Source organism: Acinetobacter sp. T_3_1 (assembly GCF_025377055.1).
Lineage (GTDB): Bacteria > Pseudomonadota > Gammaproteobacteria > Pseudomonadales > Moraxellaceae > Acinetobacter > Acinetobacter kookii.
The window spans coordinates 100360-120202 of the sequence record NZ_JACHVD010000005.1; the positions used below are offsets into that span (position 1 = coordinate 100360).

A 19843-nucleotide genomic window follows, 5' to 3' on the forward strand; every position below is an offset into this window, starting at 1 on the left:
CCAACTCATCTCGATCATGGCTTAGCAATGATCTGCATTTCTGTCAGCATATGCCGGTTCACTTGATGCACATCATATTTATTGAGTACTATTTCCCGGGAACGCTGTCCCATATAGGTAATCAGCTGGGTATCTTCAATAAAATACAGCATGCTTTGCACCAGATCATCGACCGATTTAACCGCCACCAGATAGCCATTTACGCCCTTACTCACCGTCTCACGGCAGCCCGGTGCATCGGTGGTAATAATGGCACGACCCATCGCCATAGCCTCCAAGACCGTACGCGGAGTTCCTTCCCGGTAAGAAGGCAATACATAAACCGAACTTACAGCGATGGCCGGACGCACATCACTCAGTTTACCCCAATACTTCACGGTTTTTTCCTGTACCCAGGTATCCAGCTCAGCTTGCGAAATCGCAGAGGGATTGTCATCAATCCAGCCGACCAGATGAAATTCCGTTTCAGGATATTGAGCCTTGATGATGCGGGCAGCTTCGGCATATTCGCGTACACCTTTATCACCGAGCAAACGGGCAATCAATAGAAATGAAGCTTTCACCTGCCCTTCTTCATTGAGTGGTAAAGGCAAGAGCTCAAAATCCTGCACATTCACCCCTGAACCATTGACTACCACTGTCGGTTTATTGGCATCAAGCAAGTTCATGTCTTGGAATAGCTTGAGATCATCCGGATTTTGGAAAAAGACTTTTTCAGCATGTTTCAGTGCCTGGGCATAGAGCCCATGTACCAGTTTCTGGAATAGGCTGCGTTTGCCCGATTCAATATTTTGAAAGGCATAACCCAGCCCGGTAATCAAGGCAAAACGTTTAGGCACCCGCGCCAACCATGCCGCCAGTGTCCCGTAAATCACCGGTTTAATGGTATAGCTCAGCACCATATCCGGCTGAATTTGGCGGATCATCTGATACAGGTTTTGCAGCAGCTTGAGATCGGCCAGTGGATTGGTGCCTGCGCGCTGCATGGGGATGCAATGCACCTGATAACCCATCTGCTGCAACTGCTTTAATTCATCGGGAAAATCCGTCAAATCAGGTGCAAACACATGAATTTCATAACCCTGAGCATGAATCGCCTCTAACAGTTTTCCCCTAAAGTTCAAGGCTGAAGGAAGATAGCTACAAATCATTAAAAACTTCATGCCTGCTGTCTCCACGCTGCCAGATACTGCTGACTGACATATTCGATACTAAAATTCTGTTCCACGCGCTGACGGGTCAACTGCTTCAGTTCAAGTTTCTGACTTGGACTTAAATGAACATAATCCATAATGGCTTTTGCCAAGGCAGCAGCATCGCGTGGCTGAACAATTGAACCCAGCTGTTGCACGATATATTTTGCATCACCGACATCGGTACTGATACAAGGTAAACCGGATGCCATCGCTTCCACCAGCACATTAGGAAAACCTTCGGTAATCGAGGTCATCAGGAAAACATCAATGGATTGATAAAAGGCCGGCATATCAGAGATTTGATCAAGCAACTGCACTTTGTTTTCATCCAATTGATATTGCTCAAATAAAGCTTTAACCTCAGGATTACTCAGGCTCGCGCCACTGCCTGCGATTTTAAACATCACCGGCTGATCTTTCAGTTTGGCCATAGCCTCAAATAAATAGGGATAGCCTTTAGCCGTGTGATAACGTCCGGCAAAACCAATCACTGTGGGATGGTTAAGCGCAGGATTAGGCTGAAATTTATCCAGAGATACGCCATTGGCAATCACCTGTGAATTGGCATTGTTCAGGCCAAAGTTTTGATGCTGCTCCAAAGCAGAATGCGCACAATAAACAATGCCTCTGGGCTTCACTGCGAGTATTTTACTCAGTGCTAAAGCAACTTTAGTACTGATGGATTCATCTTTAGGTGAAGCGAGCGAATGATGGATCCCCCAAAACACATTTGGTTGATTCGCTAACCCTATAACACTGAGACTGGTCAGCACATTGGCATGATACATCCAGCATTGCACCGCTTTTGGAGCCAATGCTTGCAGTAAATTACGCAGCTTTTTGAGGATACTTAAAGTGTTTAGACCATTCCAGTTTAAAGCGTAGTATGACTGACACAAAGCCAGCGTATCGGCATAAACATCAGATACGTTCATCAATGCAATAATCACATGATCATATTCATACTGGGTTTGCTGAATCAGCCGTGACAGCATCATTTCTGCCCCGCCGACACCCGCAAAGTTGGTGATCACATGAACCATTACAGGCTTGCTCATGATGCAGACTCCATCATATTCAGGTACTGCTTCAAGATCGTTTGCTTATGGAACTGCTGAATGTGTGCTGTAAAATCAGCCTCTTTATATTGTACATAGTCAGCAAAAATTGCCTGTTGCATGGCGTGTGTTAGACCTGCTTGATCATTACATTGCACCAAGAAGCCAAATTTGGAATTGTCCAAAATTTCCATCGGACCGCTTGGACAATCGGTACTCACCACTTTCACTTTAGATGCAAGTGCTTGAATCAATACGCCCGGTAAGCCTTCCCAATTTGAGCTTAAAACGAATAACGCAGCGTATTTAAAATAGGCATAAGGATTCGAGTCAAAGCCCGGTAAATCGACAACATCTTTTAAGCTTAATTCTGCAACTAAAGCTTCAAACTCAGCACGTAGTTCACCTTCACCCAAAATAATGAGTCGCGTATCAGGATGCTGATCATGCAAGGCTTTAAAAGAACGAATTAGAAAACCAAAGTTTTTGGCTTCAGTCAGACGACCCACTGCTAAAATGACTTTATTCGTCTCATTAAAAAATTTGTGTGCTACAGGCGCTGTGAGTTTTTCAAAATAGGTATCATCCAGCACAGGGTTATAAATCGTGTTGAGATTATTTTTCTTATAACCATAATAGTCACGAAAATCTGCTTCAACGCCTTTAGATACGCATACCACTTGCTGTGCCATTGGGTAAGTCCAATTTACTAAGCTTTTTAACACAAACTTGGCAATGCCTTGCAGCTTTATATTTTTTGAAGGTGTGGATACTTCACGGAAAATCAGTCGAGTATTTACCCCTGCCAATTTTTTCGCAATTCCTGCCACAATATTTGTATGAGTTTGGGTAGCGACTAGGCAATCGTATTGCTCGGCTTGCAGGCATAATTTCAATGGCGTAATGCCATTCATCACTCGACCACAATTCAAATTTATCAATTCAATTTTAGGACTGACTTCAGGTAACAATTTAGCTTTTTCACCATTTAAGTTACAGACAGCTAAATGAATATTTAATCCTTGTTCAGCAAAGCTATTTGCCAGTTGAATGACTGTACGTTCTGCACCACCACCACCCAAGCTTGGCAAAAAGAACATAACTTTACTCAACATAATTAGCCCCTTAAATATATAATTAACAATTAATTCGATTTTTGCGCTTGAATTTCTAATGAACGCTCAACCCGCTCAAAATAATTAGTAATTCCAGCTAACTCACTATCATTAGCACAAGTATTTTGAATTTTGACTTGATAGTCAGCAAAACTTGAAACCACTTTTGCTGGTACACCAATAGCTACGCTATCATCGGGAATATCTTTAGTAACCACAGAGCCTGCACCAATTACTACATTTGATCCAATTGTAACACCAGGCATAATAATAGAATTTACTCCAATAAAAACATTTGAACCAATTTCAATTGGAGCAAAACGTTGATAACGTTTACCTTCTGCATTTTTAACTAAACAGGTACTACCATCGTGTGTTATTAATTTTACACCCGATGTAATTGTTACATTATCTCCCATACTAATTAGAAAAGGTTCAGAGCCCCAATTTTTGGTATATAGTCGACAATTTTCACCAACTTTGACTCCTCTTCTCCTAGCGTATTTTATTGAGCCTAATAACATATAGAAAAACAAATCAAAAACTAGATTAATTATTTTCATCATCCTTTAATCCTAGAGTAGATAAACATAATAATTAGAAATATTAATATATAAGAGATCGAGTTTACTATAATCTTAAAATCGCCAGTAGAACCATATAGCCCCCAAACAATTAATATTGGAAGCACAATAATCAATGAATATTTTCTATCTAAATTTGACAGATAAATTCTGTCCATAAAAGAAAAAATAAAGCTATATATAATTGCAGCTATAAAAGCTCCTGGAAACCATAAACTATATACACCATAACCAATTATTCCTGGGGGAATCATTGACGAACTAATACCTGTTAACATTTCAGTATTATATAAACTAATACTATTTGGTTTAACAATACCTGTAATTCTTTCAGGTATAAAGTATAATAAAGATAGAAAATTATCTTTAAACCAATATATAAAATTAGATTTATCAAACTCAATCAATGCCATTTCTATTGAATAGGTCCGATGGCAAAAGTACCCAACAGATGACTCAAAAAAACTTGAGCTTTCTTTCTCTAAAAAAGTTTCCTTAATACTTTCACCTTTGATAATAGCATCAAATGATGAAAAAAACTGTTTTCCAAAAATAATAAAAAAAGAAACTAGCAAGAAAATAGGAGAGAATTTAATAATATGATAAAATCTTATACTCTTTCCCTTCATATATAAGTAAATTATTATTATAGACGTTAAATAAATAACAATTCTCGTTCTACCGCCCATTAATAAAAATGCTATAAATACTTGTAAAAAGCTAATAATAAAAAGTAATATATATTTTTTATTATTAGTATCTAATAGCATGAAAGTGCTATAGAGAAGAGGGAACACACCTATTGGCATAAGGTATTTAACGAAAGTTGCTCCGGATGCACCTTCTTCTAACTCACCAAATCCCGCTCGAATAGCTGATGTAGCTGCTAGTGCTTTAGTAAATCCACCATATTGAGAGATATAAACCAATATAAATATTGAGCACAAAAAAAATGATATTATTGACGCTACTTTTATTGAATTAAAATTCAGTTTTAAATTTAATTTTAAGAAACTAATTTTCTGAAAAAAATTATAAAAATATAAAGAAATAAAATATGATAGAGTTACCAAAATACAAGAAAATACGATATAATAATCTTGTCTATTTAAGTTAACATATAGATCTAATTGTTCATTATATTGAAATATACTATAACAACCAGCCAAACCATATATAAAGAAATATATAAAATTTAAAATGTGTAAACCAATATTGTGTGGTTTCTTAGATAAAAAATATATTAAATTAAATAATGATATCAAAATAAGTGGGAAATATATAATAAATATCATAAAATTAATTACTCGGCATATTTTTAGAAAAAATACAAGAAACTATTAAGATAGATGAAAACATCATATTGACTACAGAAAAAACACTAATAACATCTATATAATTTAAAAACATACTACCTATAAATAAAGCAAAAAATCTAAACAAACCTAATATTACTTCATATACCAGTAGAAACTTATGTTTATTATATGCCTGTAAAAAACAGAATACTGGAACCTTAATTATATCAAACCCAAAACCTAGTACTAACCAACTTGCAAAATAACCTGCAACTTTCCATTTCTCACCAAAGCCTATACTAAAAATTAGAGGAAAAACATAAAATAGTATAATAATTATTGGAAGTATTGTAAGGAATAAATAAGTTGTATGCTTAAAGACAATTTTTTTATTATAAGCAAAATCATTTTTAACAAAAATTGGCATCACTACTTGCCTATAGGTAGTACCAATAATTGATATAGGTGCAATTAATAACCTATAAGCCAACCAATATTGACCTGCTATAGCTACACTAAAATTGCTAGCTAATAATATAGGTGCAGAATTCAAGCTTAGAGAGGCAAGGAATCCTTGTGGCATACTATATAGAGGTAACTCTTTATATTTAAATACAGTATTTTTTATTTCTTTTAAGTGCAAAAATCTTAGTTCTTTAAATATAAGTTTATCTTTTAAAAAAGATATAAAAGAAATAAGAGTTCCAAATATAACCCCTAATATCAAAGACAAACCTGAAAATTTATAAAAAGATAATTGAAAAAAACCTGTAAGAAAACTTCTTACCACTGAATTCTTAGCAGAAATCTTATGATTATGTAAATAACTATTCCAATATGTAAGTAGATCTATATATGCATTTAATATTGCTAAAATAATAATAAAAAAATATATTATTAGACTATAACCGCTTATATTAAATAGATATACAAAACAACTTAATATACCTGTAGCTAAAAAAACAATAGGAATACATAATATTGCTGCTGTTATTAAAATTACATATGCCTCACCTATATTTTTAGCGTAGTTTATTGCTAGATTTAGTCTTAAATGTGCAATCACAGCTATAATACTACTGGCAGATAAAACTATACCTAAAACCCCAAAATCATCAGGATTATATAATCTAGCCAATAAGGGAGAAATTGCAAAAGTGAATATTTGGGCTAATGCAGTTCCCCCCATCAGTAAAGCTATATTTTTTTTAATTGACATAACTTTATTTTAAAAAGCTAATATACCAAGGCATTGCTTGATCAATTCCTTGTGAAATTAAAAATTTTGGATCATAGCCTAATAATTTTTCAATTTTTTCAACACTTGCTTGTGAATGACGAACATCCCCAGCACGAAAATCACGATATACAGGCTCTTTAGTATAAGTCACACCATTTTCATTTAATGCAGCTTTAATGGCATTAAACAAATCATTTAAAGTGGTACGGTCACCGACCGCCACATTATAAACCTGGTTTTTAGCTTCATCATTTGCTGTTGCAGCTAAAATGTTGGCCTGAACGGTGTTTTCAATAAAACAGAAATCACGGCTGGTTTCACCATCGCCGTTAATAAACACGTCTTCACCGGAAATCATGGCCGCTGTCCATTTTGGAATGACTGCGGCATAAGCACCATTTGGGTCTTGACGTTTTCCAAAAACATTAAAATAGCGTAAACCAATCGCTTTAAAACCGTACGTGCGTGCAAATACATCAGCATAAAGCTCATTGACGTATTTAGTTACTGCATAAGGTGACAATGGATTGCCAATATGCTCTTCTACTTTTGGCAAGGCTGGGTGATCACCATAAGTCGAACTACTGGCTGCGTAAGTAAAACTTGAAACCTGCGCATCACGTGCCGCAGTCAACATATTCAGGAAGCCACTAATATTAGTTTCATTGGTGGTGATCGGGTCGGCAATCGAACGTGGTACTGAGCCTAAAGCTGCTTCATGCAAGACATAATCCACGCCAGCACAAGCTTTCTGACAATCTTCAAATTTACGGATATCACCTTCAATAAAGCTAAAGTTTGCCCACTGCTCAGGAGTAACCAAACCCTGCACTTCATCCAGATTATATTGATGACCGGTTGCAAAGTTATCTAGCCCTACAACTTTCTGATCCAACTTCAATAAGGTTTCTAACAAGTTGGAGCCAATAAAACCTGCAACACCAGTGACTAACCACGTTTTAGGTGCCTGTTTTAATTGCTCACATACAGTTTGATATTGGCTCATATTTATTCCTTATTTTAGAGTTATAGACGAATATCAGCTTCAGCTGGATTCAGCACATATTTTAAGTCATACAAAACATGCTGACCTTTACCTAAAGCACGAATTGCCTCTACGCCCATCTCTTTAAATTGATGATGAGCAACTGCCAAAATAACTGCGTCGTAAGTATTTTCATTTACAGATTGTACAGGGGTAATTCCATATTCATGTTCAGCTTCTTGTGCATCCACCCATGGGTCATAAACATCGACATTCATATGGTATTCACTCAGTTCATTTACAATATCAATGATTTTGGTGTTACGAATATCCGGACAGTTTTCTTTAAAGCTCAAGCCAAGCACCAGGACTTTTGCACCCTCAACCTGAATCTTCTTCTGAATCATACCCTTAACAAGCTGAGTCACGACATAAGCACCCATTGAATCATTTAAACGGCGACCGGCTAAAATAATTTCAGGATGATAGCCAATCGCTTGTGCTTTATGGGTTAAATAGTAGGGGTCTACACCAATACAGTGACCGCCAACCAGACCCGGACGGAATGGTAGGAAATTCCATTTGGTTCCTGCAGCTTGTAAAACCGCTTCTGTATCAATACCCATTTTATTGAAAATAATGGCAAGTTCATTAATTAAGGCAATATTGACGTCACGCTGGGTATTTTCAATCACCTTTGCAGCTTCGGCCACTTTAATGCTGGCTGCTTTATGCGTACCGGCTTTAATAATTAGGTTATAGACTTGGTCAACAAAGTCGGCAACTTCTGGAGTAGAACCCGAAGTAATTTTTAAGATATTGGTTACGCGGTGTAGTTTATCACCCGGGTTAATCCGTTCCGGACTGTACCCGGCAAAAAAATCCTGGTTAAATTTAAGACCCGATACTTGTTCTAAAACTGGAATACAGGTTTCTTCTGTTGCCCCAGGATAAACAGTTGACTCATAAACAACGATATCTCCTTTATTTAACACCTTACCAATACTGGTCGACGCTTTTACAAGAGGAGTCAAATCCGGTTGCTTGAACTCATCAATAGGGGTGGGCACAGTCACAATAAAAAAATTACAGTCTTTTAATTCTTCTAAATTTGCTGAATAGGTTAAGTGATTTGCCTGCGCTAATTCTTCTGGAGAAACTTCTAATGTATGGTCCTGCCCACTTTTGAGTTCATCAATACGCTTCTGATAAATATCAAAGCCAACTACAGCTACTTTTTTTCCAAATTCAACCGCTAAAGGTAAACCGACATATCCTAAACCAATAACGGCAATCTTAAGTTCTGATAGAGTTAGCATTTTTGAGCCTTGCTTATTTATATAATCTAAAAGGGAAATAAAAACGGGTTGTACTATAGCAGAAAACCCCGTCTTTTTTGTTGCCATTTTATATAAAAATCCATTAAAAAATGAATGACATTAATCAAAAGAAAATCATTTTTATTTAATTTAAATTTAAATTATCTTTTTTTACTTAATAAGTATCATCTTTTTATTCCACTTAAATAACTTACAATTTGTTATATTTTTTTTCTAATTTGAAAGGTAAAATGCTTTCACTTGAAGTGTTTAATAATTTTTACAACAGGATTTAGAGTGAGAAAAATTCAGTTTACTGCTTTATTGGTTTTAAGTTGTTCCATGGCAGGTTGTGCTATTACATCAGGTCTTCAAACTTATGACTTACCAAGCGAAGGAGTTTATCAAACGGATTTGGGCACTCAAGTCAATGTAATCAAGCTCACCCAAGAAGCGTTGTTTGCCGTACAGCCTGCTGAAATCAATATTCGTCAGGATTATGCCCATTTATTTAATATTTCCCATAAAAATTATAAATTGAGTCCTGGAGATATTCTTTCCATTTATCTTTGGGCCTATCCTGAAATTACTCCGCCTACCAATACAATCAGCAACGAACAAGCCGTTCAGGCCAACGGTTATCAAATTGACCAAAATGGCTATATCCAGTTTCCCATGATTGGGCGTTATAAGGCCGCAGGAAAGTCATTGACTCAGGTCAACCAGGAGTTGCGTAACCAGCTTTCCCATTATTTAAAAACACCGGATGTGATTGCCCGGGTATTGTCTTATCAAGGTCAACGCTTTTCCGTGCAAGGCAATGTGATGAAAGGCGGACAATTTGCGCTCAGCGACCAACCTGTCAGCGTATATACAGCTTTAGGTATGGCAGGTGGGGTGAATTCCCAGCAAGGGGATAATGCTTCTATAACGCTGGTCAGACAAGGTCGTAGCTATCAGCTCAATAGTATTGAGCTGGAAAAAGCCGGACTGTCCTTACATAACCTGCTGCTCCAACCCAATGACACTTTATATGTCAATTCACGTGAAAACCAAAAAGTTTATGTGATGGGTGAATCGGGTAAAAACCAATCCCTGCCAATGCGCGATCAGGGCATGAGTTTAAGTGATGTTTTAGGTGAAAGTTTAGGTTTAAATCCGCTGTCTGCAAGTCGAAGTAAAATTTATGTCGTCCGTAGCAATGCTGTAGATACCTCCACAGAAGTGTATCAACTGGATTTAACCAGTATTGCCGATTTTGGTTTGGCCAATAAATTCAAAATGCGCAGCAATGATATTGTCTATGTCGATGCTTCAGGTTTAGCCCGCTGGCAACGTGTGGTCAACCAAATTATTCCCTTCTCGAACGCACTTTATAATTTGGATCGCCTGGGGCAATAATGCAAATTCAGAACATTCTTGTAGTTTGTGTAGGCAATATCTGTCGTAGCCCGATGGCTGAATATTTCTTAAAACAGCAATATCCGCAACTGCATATTGAGTCTGCAGGTATTGCCGCTTTAGTCGGCCATAACGCAGACCCCAAAGCGACACTTTGTATGCAGCATCTAGGTATTGATATAAGTGCTCATATTGCAAAAAAACTGGATGCAAAGCAAATCAAGCAAGCAGACTTGGTTTTAGTGATGAGTCAAAATCAGCAAAAGCATATAGAGCAGACCTGGCCTTTTGCGAAAGGAAAAACTTTTCGCTTAGGGCATTGGCAAGGCAAAAACGTTCCTGACCCTTACCAGCATGAGCAATTGGTCTTTGATGAAACCTGTCAGTTAATACAGGATTGTATTAGTGACTGGACACAACATATTTAACTTTTTGATAGCAAAATTATGAGCCAAAATACCAATACTGAAGATACTATTGATTTAAAAGAACTTTTATTTTCACTGATTGCGCAATGGAAACTTATTGCACTCTGCATCATTTTAAGTCTGGTTTCTGCACTGCTGTATTTAAAAACAACGCCGGATACCTATTCAGTGGATGCTTTGGTACAAGTAGAGGAAAGTAAAGGAACCTCTGCCGCTTTATTGGGTGATTTATCCAATATGATTGAGCAGAAGCAACCAGCTCAAGCTGAAATAGAACTGCTCAAATCCCGTTTGGTACTGGGTTCTGTTATTAAAAACTTAAACCTCGATTTAAAAATTTCAGGTACAGAAAACAGTTTTTTTGATCGTTTATTACACCCCCATGATTATCAAACCCAATATCAAAACAAATCTGTTTTATTTAAGGATGATGCCCAGTCTTTTGAGGTTCGCAAGTTTGAAGTTCCACCTGCCTATTTAGACAAAAATTTGTCGCTCAATTTTAATGACAATAAATTCACTCTAACGGATGCAACAACTCAGCAAGTGGTTATTAGTGGCCCGATCAACCAGGAGAACCAACACAGCTCAGCATCCGGAACCTGGAAAGTCGCCATTTATACTCAAGGCCAGCTAAAAGACAGCTACAACATTCAAAAAATGTCTTTACCCGCAGCCATGAGTTCAATCACAAATAACTATTCTGTGGCCGAAAAAGGCAAAATGACTGGCATCTTGGGCCTAAATTATCAAGGTCAAGATAAAGAACATATTACCAAAGTTCTTAACTCAATTCTGGTTGCCTATAGCCATCAAAACATTGAACGCCGTTCTGCTGAAACTGCGCAAACGCTTAAATTTCTTGAAGAACAGTTACCGGAATTAAAGCAGCAGCTTGATGTGGCTGAACGCGAATTCAACAAATTCCGTCAACAATATAATACTGTTGATGTAACCAAAGAATCCGAACTATATTTGACCCAGAGCATTCAGCTTGAAACATCTAAAGCTGAACTGGAACAGAAACTGGCGGAAGCTTCTGCAAAATACACCAATGAACATCCGGTGATGGAACAGATGAATGCTCAACTGGGTGCAATCAACAAAAAAATTGGTGAGCTGAATGGCACCTTAAAACAGTTGCCTGATTTGCAGCGCCGCTATTTGCAGCTTTACCGTGAAGTTGAAGTCAAACAGCAGCTTTATACTGCCCTGCTTAACTCATACCAGCAATTGCGTATTGCCAAAGCAGGTGAAATTGGCAATGTCCGGGTTGTGGATACAGCCGTTGAACCCATTAAGCCTATTGCGCCAAAGAAACTGCAAATTTTAATTTTGGCCATATTCCTGGGTGGTTTCCTGGGAACCTTACTGGCTTTATTACGCAATATGATGCACTCTGGAATTAAAGATTCCGATCAAATTGAAAATGAACTGGATTTGCCGGTCTATGCCACTGTTCCACGTTCACCGATTCAAGAAAGTCGGATTAAGCTTCTGAAAAAGAAAAAGCATATTCCTATCTTAGCCATTAAAAATAGCGATGATATCGCGATTGAAAGCTTACGCAGTATGCGTACCGCCATTCATTTTGCTTTAAGCGAAGCCAAAAACAATATCATCATGATTTCCGGCCCTGCCCCTGAAGTGGGTAAATCTTTTATTTCGGCCAATTTAGCGACAATTTTGGCGCAAAGTAATAAGCGGGTCTTAATTATTGATGGCGATATGCGTCGTGGTTATTTACACCGATATTTTAACCAAGACAATCAATCCGGTTTGGCTGAATATTTAAATGGCCAACAAGCACTTGAGAGTATTGTTAAATCCACTGAAGTTACCCATCTGGATGTGATCACTCGTGGCAAAAGCCCAGCCAATCCTTCAGAGCTTTTGAGTTCGGCAAAATTTTCGGAACTTTTAGAGCAAATTTCACCCCGTTATGATCATGTTATTATCGATACCCCACCTGTACTGGCAGTAACAGATGGTATTATCATTTCACAATATGCGGGTGTGAATTTAGTTATTGCACGATATGCAAAATCGCAGATGAAAGAACTGGAATTAACGGTCAATCGTTTTGAACAGGTCAATGTGAAAGTGAATGGCTTTATTCTGAATGATATTCAACGTGGCTCGGGCGCTTATGGCTATGGATATGGCTATAACTATGCTTATAGTTATAAGACCTCGAAAAATAATGATTAAATCTGTTTCATGAATATAATTTAAAGTGTTGCAGGCTAAAAGCCAGTGGAAATCACTGGCTTTTGTTTTTTATAATTATTTTTATAAAAATAAAAAACAGATATTTTATTGTATGAGAAATGTTTTATATATTCAGACTGTTATAGAATAGTTGGGTTGATAAGAATATATTGGGTTTCTATACACCACGATTCGCTCGAAACGTGCTGGATAGAAAAGTCTGCTAAAATTAATGCAACTTTTTTAATATAAAATGATTTTGGGAAAACCTATGAGTAAAGCCTTACCCATCGCTGTCGCTGTTCTTTTAGGCGGTGCTGCACTTGTACCTGTTTATTATGCAACTCAAAACCCGGCTACTGTGACATCAAAAGCATCAAAAAATGCCTCTGCTGTTGAAAAAATCAGTTATGCGCTCGGTTATGAAGTCGCACATCAAACCCCGCCTGAATTAGACATTAACAGCTTTGTTACAGGTGTGCGTGAAGGACATGCTCGTAATAAACCGGCTTATACAGAACAAGAACTTCAACAAGCCTATCAGCAGTTCCAGAAAGAGATGCAACAGAAACAGCTGGATCAAGCCAAAACAGCTCAATCCTCAAGTGACAATTTCCTGGCTGAAAATGCGAAAAAACCGGGTGTGAAAACCACGGCTTCAGGCTTGCAGTACAAAATCACCAAAGAAGGTACCGGTAAACAGCCGACCGCAACTTCTGTTGTTACCGTTCATTACAAAGGCCAACTGGTCGATGGCAAGGTATTTGACAGCTCGATTGAACGTGGACAACCGATTGAATTCCCGCTCAATCAGGTCATTCCGGGTTGGACTGAAGGTCTACAACTGATGAAGGAAGGCGGTAAAGCTACCCTTTATATTCCTTCACAATTGGGCTACGGCGAACAAGGTGTTCCGGGCATGATTCCTGCCAATAGCACCCTGATTTTTGATGTTGAACTGATTAAAGTAAAATAAAAATTTTAAGGAGAGCTTTTGCTCTCCTTATTTATCTTGAGATAAGAAAATGAAAACATCTATAACACTCCTTTGTTTATGCATGTGTACCACGGCAAGTTTTGCAAAAACGGTGACTAATAGCAGCAGTTTAAAGGAACAGGTTGGTTACAGTTTCGGTTACTTAATGGGACGTAGCAATGCTGACTCGTTTAAAGATTTAGACTTGGAGGCTTTCATCCTGGGTCTAAAGACAGCCACGCAAGGCGGTAAATCTGCCCTGACCGATGAAGAAATGGCTCGTGTTTTGAACCAGCATAAAAAGCAGAGTGAAGCAAAACAGCTGATTGAATTAAAACAAAAGGCCGAAACCAATGCCAAAATTGGGGCGGAATTTTTAGCAGCCAATGCCAAAAAAGAAGGTGTTCAAAGCACCAAATCCGGTTTGCAATATCAGATTTTAAAACAGGGTACAGGAAAATCACCGAAGGCCAATTCCGTGGTTAAAGTCAATTATGAAGGTCGGCTCATTGATGGAACCGTGTTTGACAGTTCAATCGCCCGGAACCAGCCAGCGGAATTTCAGGTCAGCCAGGTGATTCAAGGCTGGACGGAAGGCTTACAGCTGATGAAAGAAGGGGCCAAATACCGCTTTTTCATTCCGGCACAGCTGGGCTACGGTCAAATTGGTTCCGGCGATGTGATTGAACCGAATAGCACCTTGATTTTTGATGTCGAACTGCTTGAAGTATTGCCTAAATCCAGCAAGTAATCGATCAGCCCCTGTTTCATGTAAAAATAGCGAGTGAGTTAACCTGCCCCCCCCCCACAGTTAGGGCTGCTCGCCATTTTTAACATGGATGAAATGCATTAGACCATTTGCACTTCATGCTGGCAGAGGTCATTCTTTTAAAATCCTGCCGATCTATTTTCTCTTTTGCCACACCCTAGAAATAAGATTAACCCTATATTTATTCAACATTTAGATACATATCCTGGTTAATTAAAAGCATGTTTCAATTTATGCAGAATAGTTGCTGCCAAAACTGAACGATCTTGTACAATCATTAAAGAAAATTCATTTCTATCTTTTTAATTTAGACATTTTTTATTTATTACAAGGATCAAATCCATGGCTCTCAGCATTAAAACTCGCGAAATTCAGTACACCGCGCCAGACGGAACCCAGTTGATTGGATATTTTGCCGCACCTGAATCAGAGAAACCGCTCGCGGGCATTATTGTTGCGCCAGAATGGTGGGGACGAAACGATTACACCGAACAACGCGCGCGTGAGCTGGCCGAACATGGTTATGCTGCTTTTGCCATTGATATGTACGGGGATAAAAAAGTCACTACAGCTGTGCCTCAAGCCAGCGAATGGATGATGCAAACCTTTCAAGATCCGGAAACAATTGTGACTCGTGCGTCCGCAGGTTTGGCCACATTAGCTGCGCAAGAAGAAGTAAATGCAGATAAACTGGCAGCTATAGGCTTCTGTTATGGCGGCAAGGTGGTGCTGGATCTGGCACGTTCCGGTGCCGATTTAAAAGCGGTCGTGACCTTCCATGGCAACTTGACCCCGAAAACTCCTGCACAACCCGGACAGGTGAAAGCAGAAATTCTGGTGCTCCACGGAGAACTGGACAGCATGGTCAGCCTGGATGATGTAGCTCGCTTTAAAGAAGAGATGCATGCTGCTCAAGTCGAGCATGAAGTGATCATTTTTGAAGGCGCCAAACATGGCTTTAGCAACCCGCTTGCAGATGAGCGTGCCAAAGCCAATGGTATTGATCTGGGCTATAACGCAGCAGCTGAGCAGCAAGGCTTATCTGCCATGTATGAATTATTTAAAACGCGACTTGGTGAATAACAATGAAGGTAAAGATGGCCCTGCTATTTTTACCCATCCAGTGATGGATCATTTAGAGAGGATACAATAATGACGACAAACAATTGTGTATATTGCAATTTTGATGAATATGACATCATTGATAAGAATGATTTCGGTGTAATTTTGCCCGAGCCAAATGCTTTATCTCAAGGTCACTCGGTTATTGTTCCCCTGCGCCATGTCAGCTCTTTTTTTGATATCACCGACAAAGAACGTAAAAGTCTGATGTCCCTGCTTGAGCTTGCCCGTAATGAATTGAAGCTACGTTATCATCCTGCCGGCTTTCATATTGGCTTTAATGATGGTGCGGTGTTCGGTCAGGCTGATGAACATCTGCATATTCACATCATTCCACGTTATGAAGGCCAGACATTGAAGCTTGATGAGCGTTGGGGCATGACCAGCGAATAAAAATGGATTGTGCGTTATCACTCAAAAAATGATGCTTCGGCATCATTTTTTTTGCTACGGACAACACCGCAGTACTGGGCAATTTTCGTTATACTATTCATCTATTCCCACGCTACGGATCACATGTCACAGTTTTCTTTTGCCGATGCCCTGCTTTCCTGGTTTGACGTTCATGGCCGTCATGATTTGCCCTGGCAAGTCGCGGATGATCCCTACAAGGTCTGGGTTTCTGAAATTATGTTGCAGCAAACTCAAGTGAAAACCGTGCTGCAATATTTCGAGCGTTTTATCGAACGCTTTCCGACGGTAGCAGATTTGGGACAGGCCAGTTGGGATGATGTAGCTCCGTATTGGGCAGGTCTGGGGTATTATGCCCGCGCCCGAAATTTGCATAAAGCGGCGGGAATGGTGGCTCATCGAGGTCATTTTCCCGCGACATTAGAAGAATGGATCGAGCTTCCCGGAATTGGTCCATCCACTGCCGGGGCACTGATGTCCCTCGGTTTGCGTCAGTACGGCGTAATTATGGATGGCAATGTCAAACGGGTATTGGCGCGTTTCTTTGCCATTGAAGATGACCTGTCCAAACCAGTGCATGAACGTGCCATGTGGCAACTGGCAGAACAGTTGTGCCCGGTTGAGCGCAATCATGACTATACCCAGGCGATTATGGATCTGGGGGCAACCATCTGTACACCGAAAAAACCCTTGTGTTTATATTGCCCGATGCAGCAGCACTGCAAGGCCCATCAACAGGGACTGAAAACCGAGCTGCCGTTTAAAAAAGCCAAAAAACCTGTTCCGCTAAAATCAGCGCAAGTTTTGCTGATTCAGTCTGATGATCAATGGTTATGGCAACAACGCCCCAATAGTGGCTTATGGGGTGGTTTGTGGTGCCTGCCGATTATCGAAGATCCTGCCGAATTTGAACGACTGTGCCAATCTTTAGGTTTAAAAAAAGTGATTCAACGTGCGCAAATCACGCATAGTTTTACTCATTTTACCTGGCAACTGGAAGCCTTGTGTTTTGAAGTCGATACTGACCAGCAAGAACATCTTGCGATTGAACTGAATGGCAGCTGGTTAAGCCCACAAAGCGCAACTGCAATGGGCCTGCCCACTGCGATGAAAAAATTGATCTCTGCAGTAAATTTATGAGATAGTCAGGCACTGTAGTTCGAATAATTTCATATAGATTAGAATGAAAAAAGGATGAACAGTGCTACGTTTTATTTCAACCTTATTGTTGGGTTTTAGCATTTTGTGGATTGCGGCATGTACCTCGACACCGCATAAACCTTCTACTTCCCCCCTCCCCCCGGCTCAGGTGCAAAAGCTGAAAAGTATGCAGCTGAACGCGTCATTACCTATTCCGGTAAAGAATATCAAAGCCAGACAGCTAAAGGATACCTGGGGAGCTTCGCGCAGTCATGGCCGCACCCATGAAGGCATTGATATTATGGCTCCACGTGGAACAAAAGTTCTGAGTGCCACAGAAGGTCTCATTGCCGACTTACGCAATAACAATTTGGGTGGTAAAGTGGTTTGGATTCTGGGACCGGGTGGAACCTGGCATTACTATGCCCATCTTGATGAGCATAAACGCGGCCTAAGTGTCGGCGATTATGTCAAAAAAGGTGATCTGATTGGTTATGTCGGCAATACCGGCAATGCACGCCATACGGCACCGCATTTACACTATGGCATTTACCTGGAGGGTAAGGGTCGTGGTGTGGTCAATCCCTATCCTTATTTACGTTAATTTTTTAGGAACTATTCATGTCAGAAGCGTTGATCAATCGTTTGGTCGAATTTGCTGAATCAGGCAATCAACAAAAAATTGTGTTGGCGGGACAAACCCATCAAGGCTGGGTGATGGAAATTACCGAAGAAGCGCTTTTGATCAGCACCGGTTTTGCAGAAAAAACGGGTAAAGACATGTGGATTCAGTTCACTGACTTACCGCAAGCCGAACTGTATTACTGGGATAACCAGCACGATCAATGGACTGAATTTAAGCTATAAGTGCTTAAGGAGTATCAGAAATGTCGATTCAACGCTGTGGCTGGTGCTCGAATGATCCACTGTATATGGCCTACCATGATCATGAGTGGGGCAAAGCCAGTCATGATGAGGCGCATTTATTTGAAATGCTGTGCCTGGAAGGACAGCAGGCCGGTTTGTCCTGGATTACCGTGCTGAGAAAGCGTGAAGCTTACCGTGAACATTTCTTTCAATTTCCGATAGCCAAGATCGCCCAGTTTAGTGATGCAGAGCTGGAAAGTAAGCTCCAGGATGCCAGCCTGATCCGGCACATCGGCAAGCTCAAAGCTATTCGTGAGAATGCCATGGCCTGGCAGTATTTAAGCCAAGAACTAAAACCACAACAAATGAATGTCAGAGACTGGTTATGGAGCTTTGTTGAATATCACACCCTATACAATGATGTGCCTAATTATCGTCAGGCACCGGCCCAAACCGACATCAGCCTTGCACTATCCAAAGCCTTAAAAAAGAAAGGCTTTAAATTTGTAGGACCCACTACTTGCTATGCTTTTATGCAGGCTGTGGGGATGGTCGATGATCATGAAAACCATTGCTCTTTTAAAACAGGTTCATCATTAAAATGATCAGGAAAGGATTTTTCCATGAGTAATAATATTATCCATGCTTATGCAGCCATGCAGGCAGGTGCAGCACTTGAACCCTATCAGTTTGATGCCGGAGAACTGCAGTCGCATCAGGTTGAAGTTAAAGTTGAATACTGCGGTTTATGCCATTCCGACATTTCAGTGATCAATAATGACTGGAAGTCTTCGGTTTATCCCGTGGTGGCCGGGCATGAAATTATCGGCACCATTGTACAGCTGGGTTCAGAAGCCAAAGGCCTGAAAGTGGGACAGCGCGTGGGCATCGGCTGGACAGCAGAAAGTTGCCAGTATTGCGATCCCTGCGTATCGGGTCAGCAAGTGCTGTGTAGCGGTGAAAAAAAAAGCGACCATTGTAGGCCATGCCGGTGGATTTGCCGACAAAGTCCGTGCCGGCTGGCAATGGGTGATTCCCCTGCCCGAAGATCTGGATCCTGAAAGTGCTGGACCGCTACTCTGTGGTGGTATTACCGTATTTGATCCGATTCTAAAACATCAAATTCAAGCCATACATCATGTGGGTGTGATCGGGATTGGCGGCCTGGGTCATATGGCAATCAAACTGCTAAAAGCCTGGGGCTGTGAAATTACCGCCTTTACTTCAAATTTGGACAAAACTGAAGAGCTTAAGGCCATGGGTGCAGATCATGTGGTGAATAGCCGGGATCTTCAAGCCATTAAATCACAACGAGGCAAGTTTGATTTACTACTCAGCACAGTCAACGTGACCTTGGACTGGCAGGCTTACCTTGCTACTCTTGCGCCAAACGGTACCGTGCATATGCTGGGGCTTCCCCTGGAACCCATGCAGATCTCGGCCGGCACATTGATTGGTGGTGCAAAATCCGTGACCGGTTCCCCTACAGGCTCCCCTGCGGCACTACGCCAATTACTGAAGTTTGCAGCGCGTAAAAATATTGCACCGCAAACTGAAGTTTTTCCAATGTCACAGCTCAATCAAGCCATTGAACATCTCCATTCGGGTCAGGCCCGTTACCGGATTGTACTCAAAGCGGATTTCTAGTTCATTTTTCAATTTAATTTTCACTTAAATCCAATCTGCCAAGAGCAATCGTGCTTGGCAGATTTTTATTCATTCT

Annotated in this window: 19 protein-coding genes and 1 pseudogene; 12 read left to right on the plus strand and 8 right to left on the minus strand. The window is 40.1% G+C overall.

Translation table 11 applies throughout. The annotated features are described in order from the left end of the window. Nucleotides 1–14 precede the first annotated feature (14 nt). The 8 genes from H4I94_RS07785 to tviB form a co-directional block, all read right to left on the minus strand. Nucleotides 15–1163, minus strand: coding sequence for a glycosyltransferase family 4 protein (locus tag H4I94_RS07785; RefSeq protein WP_261182676.1), 1149 nt, complete (start codon nucleotides 1161–1163; stop codon nucleotides 15–17). Next, entirely contained in the window at nucleotides 1160–2254 is a 1095-nt protein-coding gene (locus H4I94_RS07790; RefSeq protein WP_261182677.1) for a glycosyltransferase, read from the minus strand. The genes H4I94_RS07785 and H4I94_RS07790 overlap by 4 nt, the downstream gene beginning before the upstream one ends. After that, nucleotides 2251–3369, minus strand: a complete 1119-nt coding sequence (locus H4I94_RS07795; RefSeq protein ID WP_261182678.1) for a glycosyltransferase — start codon at nucleotides 3367–3369, stop codon at nucleotides 2251–2253. Before H4I94_RS07795 ends, H4I94_RS07790 begins: the two co-directional genes overlap by 4 nt. Nucleotides 3370–3398: 29 nt before the next feature. Continuing rightward, a complete protein-coding gene (locus H4I94_RS07800) occupies nucleotides 3399–3935 on the minus strand; it encodes an acyltransferase (protein ID WP_261182679.1) in 537 nt (178 codons plus the stop codon). Further along, entirely contained in the window at nucleotides 3932–4882 is a 951-nt protein-coding gene (locus tag H4I94_RS07805; RefSeq protein ID WP_261182680.1) for an O-antigen polymerase, read from the minus strand. The genes H4I94_RS07800 and H4I94_RS07805 overlap by 4 nt, the downstream gene beginning before the upstream one ends. A 370-nt stretch (nucleotides 4883–5252) precedes the next feature. Continuing rightward, entirely contained in the window at nucleotides 5253–6470 is a 1218-nt protein-coding gene (locus H4I94_RS07810) for a lipopolysaccharide biosynthesis protein (RefSeq protein ID WP_261182681.1), read from the minus strand. 4 nt (nucleotides 6471–6474) lie between these two features. After that, the gene (locus H4I94_RS07815) at nucleotides 6475–7497 is read right to left on the minus strand and encodes an NAD-dependent epimerase/dehydratase family protein (protein ID WP_261182683.1); all 1023 of its coding nucleotides are present in this window, start codon (nucleotides 7495–7497) and stop codon (nucleotides 6475–6477) included. Between the two features lie 20 nt (nucleotides 7498–7517). Next, complete coding sequence (gene tviB / locus H4I94_RS07820; RefSeq protein WP_261182684.1) at nucleotides 7518–8795, minus strand: Vi polysaccharide biosynthesis UDP-N-acetylglucosamine C-6 dehydrogenase TviB; 1278 nt, start codon at nucleotides 8793–8795, stop codon at nucleotides 7518–7520. A 342-nt stretch (nucleotides 8796–9137) separates the two neighbouring features. On the opposite strand from tviB, the gene H4I94_RS07825 reads away from it, so the two are divergent. From H4I94_RS07825 to H4I94_RS07880, 12 genes and pseudogenes are all read left to right on the plus strand, one after another. Continuing rightward, complete coding sequence (locus H4I94_RS07825) at nucleotides 9138–10196, plus strand: polysaccharide biosynthesis/export family protein (protein WP_261182718.1); 1059 nt, start codon at nucleotides 9138–9140, stop codon at nucleotides 10194–10196. Beyond that, nucleotides 10196–10624, plus strand: a complete 429-nt coding sequence (locus tag H4I94_RS07830; protein ID WP_261182685.1) for a low molecular weight protein-tyrosine-phosphatase — start codon at nucleotides 10196–10198, stop codon at nucleotides 10622–10624. The genes H4I94_RS07825 and H4I94_RS07830 overlap by 1 nt, the downstream gene beginning before the upstream one ends. Nucleotides 10625–10642: 18 nt before the next feature. After that, the gene (locus tag H4I94_RS07835) at nucleotides 10643–12835 is read left to right on the plus strand and encodes a polysaccharide biosynthesis tyrosine autokinase (protein WP_261182686.1); all 2193 of its coding nucleotides are present in this window, start codon (nucleotides 10643–10645) and stop codon (nucleotides 12833–12835) included. 271 nt (nucleotides 12836–13106) lie between these two features. After that, nucleotides 13107–13811: an FKBP-type peptidyl-prolyl cis-trans isomerase gene (locus H4I94_RS07840; protein ID WP_092820100.1), complete on the plus strand. Its 705-nt coding sequence runs from the start codon at nucleotides 13107–13109 to the stop codon at nucleotides 13809–13811. 49 nt (nucleotides 13812–13860) lie between these two features. Next, nucleotides 13861–14562 (plus strand): FKBP-type peptidyl-prolyl cis-trans isomerase, encoded by a 702-nt coding sequence (locus H4I94_RS07845; RefSeq protein WP_092820101.1) that lies wholly within the window; start codon nucleotides 13861–13863, stop codon nucleotides 14560–14562. A gap of 360 nt (nucleotides 14563–14922) precedes the next feature. After that, nucleotides 14923–15663, plus strand: coding sequence for a dienelactone hydrolase family protein (locus tag H4I94_RS07850; protein WP_261182689.1), 741 nt, complete (start codon nucleotides 14923–14925; stop codon nucleotides 15661–15663). Nucleotides 15664–15732: 69 nt separating this feature from the next. Next, entirely contained in the window at nucleotides 15733–16095 is a 363-nt protein-coding gene (locus H4I94_RS07855) for an HIT family protein (RefSeq protein WP_261182690.1), read from the plus strand. Nucleotides 16096–16218: 123 nt separating this feature from the next. Beyond that, nucleotides 16219–17253: an A/G-specific adenine glycosylase gene (mutY, locus tag H4I94_RS07860; protein WP_261182691.1), complete on the plus strand. Its 1035-nt coding sequence runs from the start codon at nucleotides 16219–16221 to the stop codon at nucleotides 17251–17253. Nucleotides 17254–17314: 61 nt separating this feature from the next. Further along, nucleotides 17315–17857, plus strand: coding sequence for a M23 family metallopeptidase (locus tag H4I94_RS07865; RefSeq protein ID WP_092820105.1), 543 nt, complete (start codon nucleotides 17315–17317; stop codon nucleotides 17855–17857). Nucleotides 17858–17874: 17 nt separating this feature from the next. Beyond that, nucleotides 17875–18120: a hypothetical protein gene (locus H4I94_RS07870; RefSeq protein ID WP_092820106.1), complete on the plus strand. Its 246-nt coding sequence runs from the start codon at nucleotides 17875–17877 to the stop codon at nucleotides 18118–18120. A gap of 20 nt (nucleotides 18121–18140) precedes the next feature. Beyond that, nucleotides 18141–18725, plus strand: a complete 585-nt coding sequence (locus H4I94_RS07875) for a DNA-3-methyladenine glycosylase I (RefSeq protein WP_092820107.1) — start codon at nucleotides 18141–18143, stop codon at nucleotides 18723–18725. A gap of 18 nt (nucleotides 18726–18743) precedes the next feature. Continuing rightward, nucleotides 18744–19767: pseudogene (locus H4I94_RS07880) on the plus strand (NAD(P)-dependent alcohol dehydrogenase). Nucleotides 19768–19843: the final 76 nt, after the last annotated feature.

Coding starts and splice junctions, on each gene's coding strand:
- H4I94_RS07785 (WP_261182676.1), bottom strand. CDS start 1,163: ATGAAGTTTTTAATGATTTGTAGCTATCTTCCTTCAGCCTTGAACTTT.
- H4I94_RS07790 (WP_261182677.1), bottom strand. CDS start 2,254: ATGAGCAAGCCTGTAATGGTTCATGTGATCACCAACTTTGCGGGTGTC.
- H4I94_RS07795 (WP_261182678.1), bottom strand. CDS start 3,369: ATGTTGAGTAAAGTTATGTTCTTTTTGCCAAGCTTGGGTGGTGGTGGT.
- H4I94_RS07800 (WP_261182679.1), bottom strand. CDS start 3,935: ATGATGAAAATAATTAATCTAGTTTTTGATTTGTTTTTCTATATGTTA.
- H4I94_RS07810 (WP_261182681.1), bottom strand. CDS start 6,470: ATGTCAATTAAAAAAAATATAGCTTTACTGATGGGGGGAACTGCATTA.
- H4I94_RS07815 (WP_261182683.1), bottom strand. CDS start 7,497: ATGAGCCAATATCAAACTGTATGTGAGCAATTAAAACAGGCACCTAAA.
- tviB (WP_261182684.1), bottom strand. CDS start 8,795: ATGCTAACTCTATCAGAACTTAAGATTGCCGTTATTGGTTTAGGATAT.
- H4I94_RS07825 (WP_261182718.1), top strand. CDS start 9,138: ATGGCAGGTTGTGCTATTACATCAGGTCTTCAAACTTATGACTTACCA.
- H4I94_RS07830 (WP_261182685.1), top strand. CDS start 10,196: ATGCAAATTCAGAACATTCTTGTAGTTTGTGTAGGCAATATCTGTCGT.
- H4I94_RS07835 (WP_261182686.1), top strand. CDS start 10,643: ATGAGCCAAAATACCAATACTGAAGATACTATTGATTTAAAAGAACTT.
- H4I94_RS07840 (WP_092820100.1), top strand. CDS start 13,107: ATGAGTAAAGCCTTACCCATCGCTGTCGCTGTTCTTTTAGGCGGTGCT.
- H4I94_RS07845 (WP_092820101.1), top strand. CDS start 13,861: ATGAAAACATCTATAACACTCCTTTGTTTATGCATGTGTACCACGGCA.
- H4I94_RS07850 (WP_261182689.1), top strand. CDS start 14,923: ATGGCTCTCAGCATTAAAACTCGCGAAATTCAGTACACCGCGCCAGAC.
- H4I94_RS07855 (WP_261182690.1), top strand. CDS start 15,733: ATGACGACAAACAATTGTGTATATTGCAATTTTGATGAATATGACATC.
- mutY (WP_261182691.1), top strand. CDS start 16,219: ATGTCACAGTTTTCTTTTGCCGATGCCCTGCTTTCCTGGTTTGACGTT.
- H4I94_RS07870 (WP_092820106.1), top strand. CDS start 17,875: ATGTCAGAAGCGTTGATCAATCGTTTGGTCGAATTTGCTGAATCAGGC.
- H4I94_RS07875 (WP_092820107.1), top strand. CDS start 18,141: ATGTCGATTCAACGCTGTGGCTGGTGCTCGAATGATCCACTGTATATG.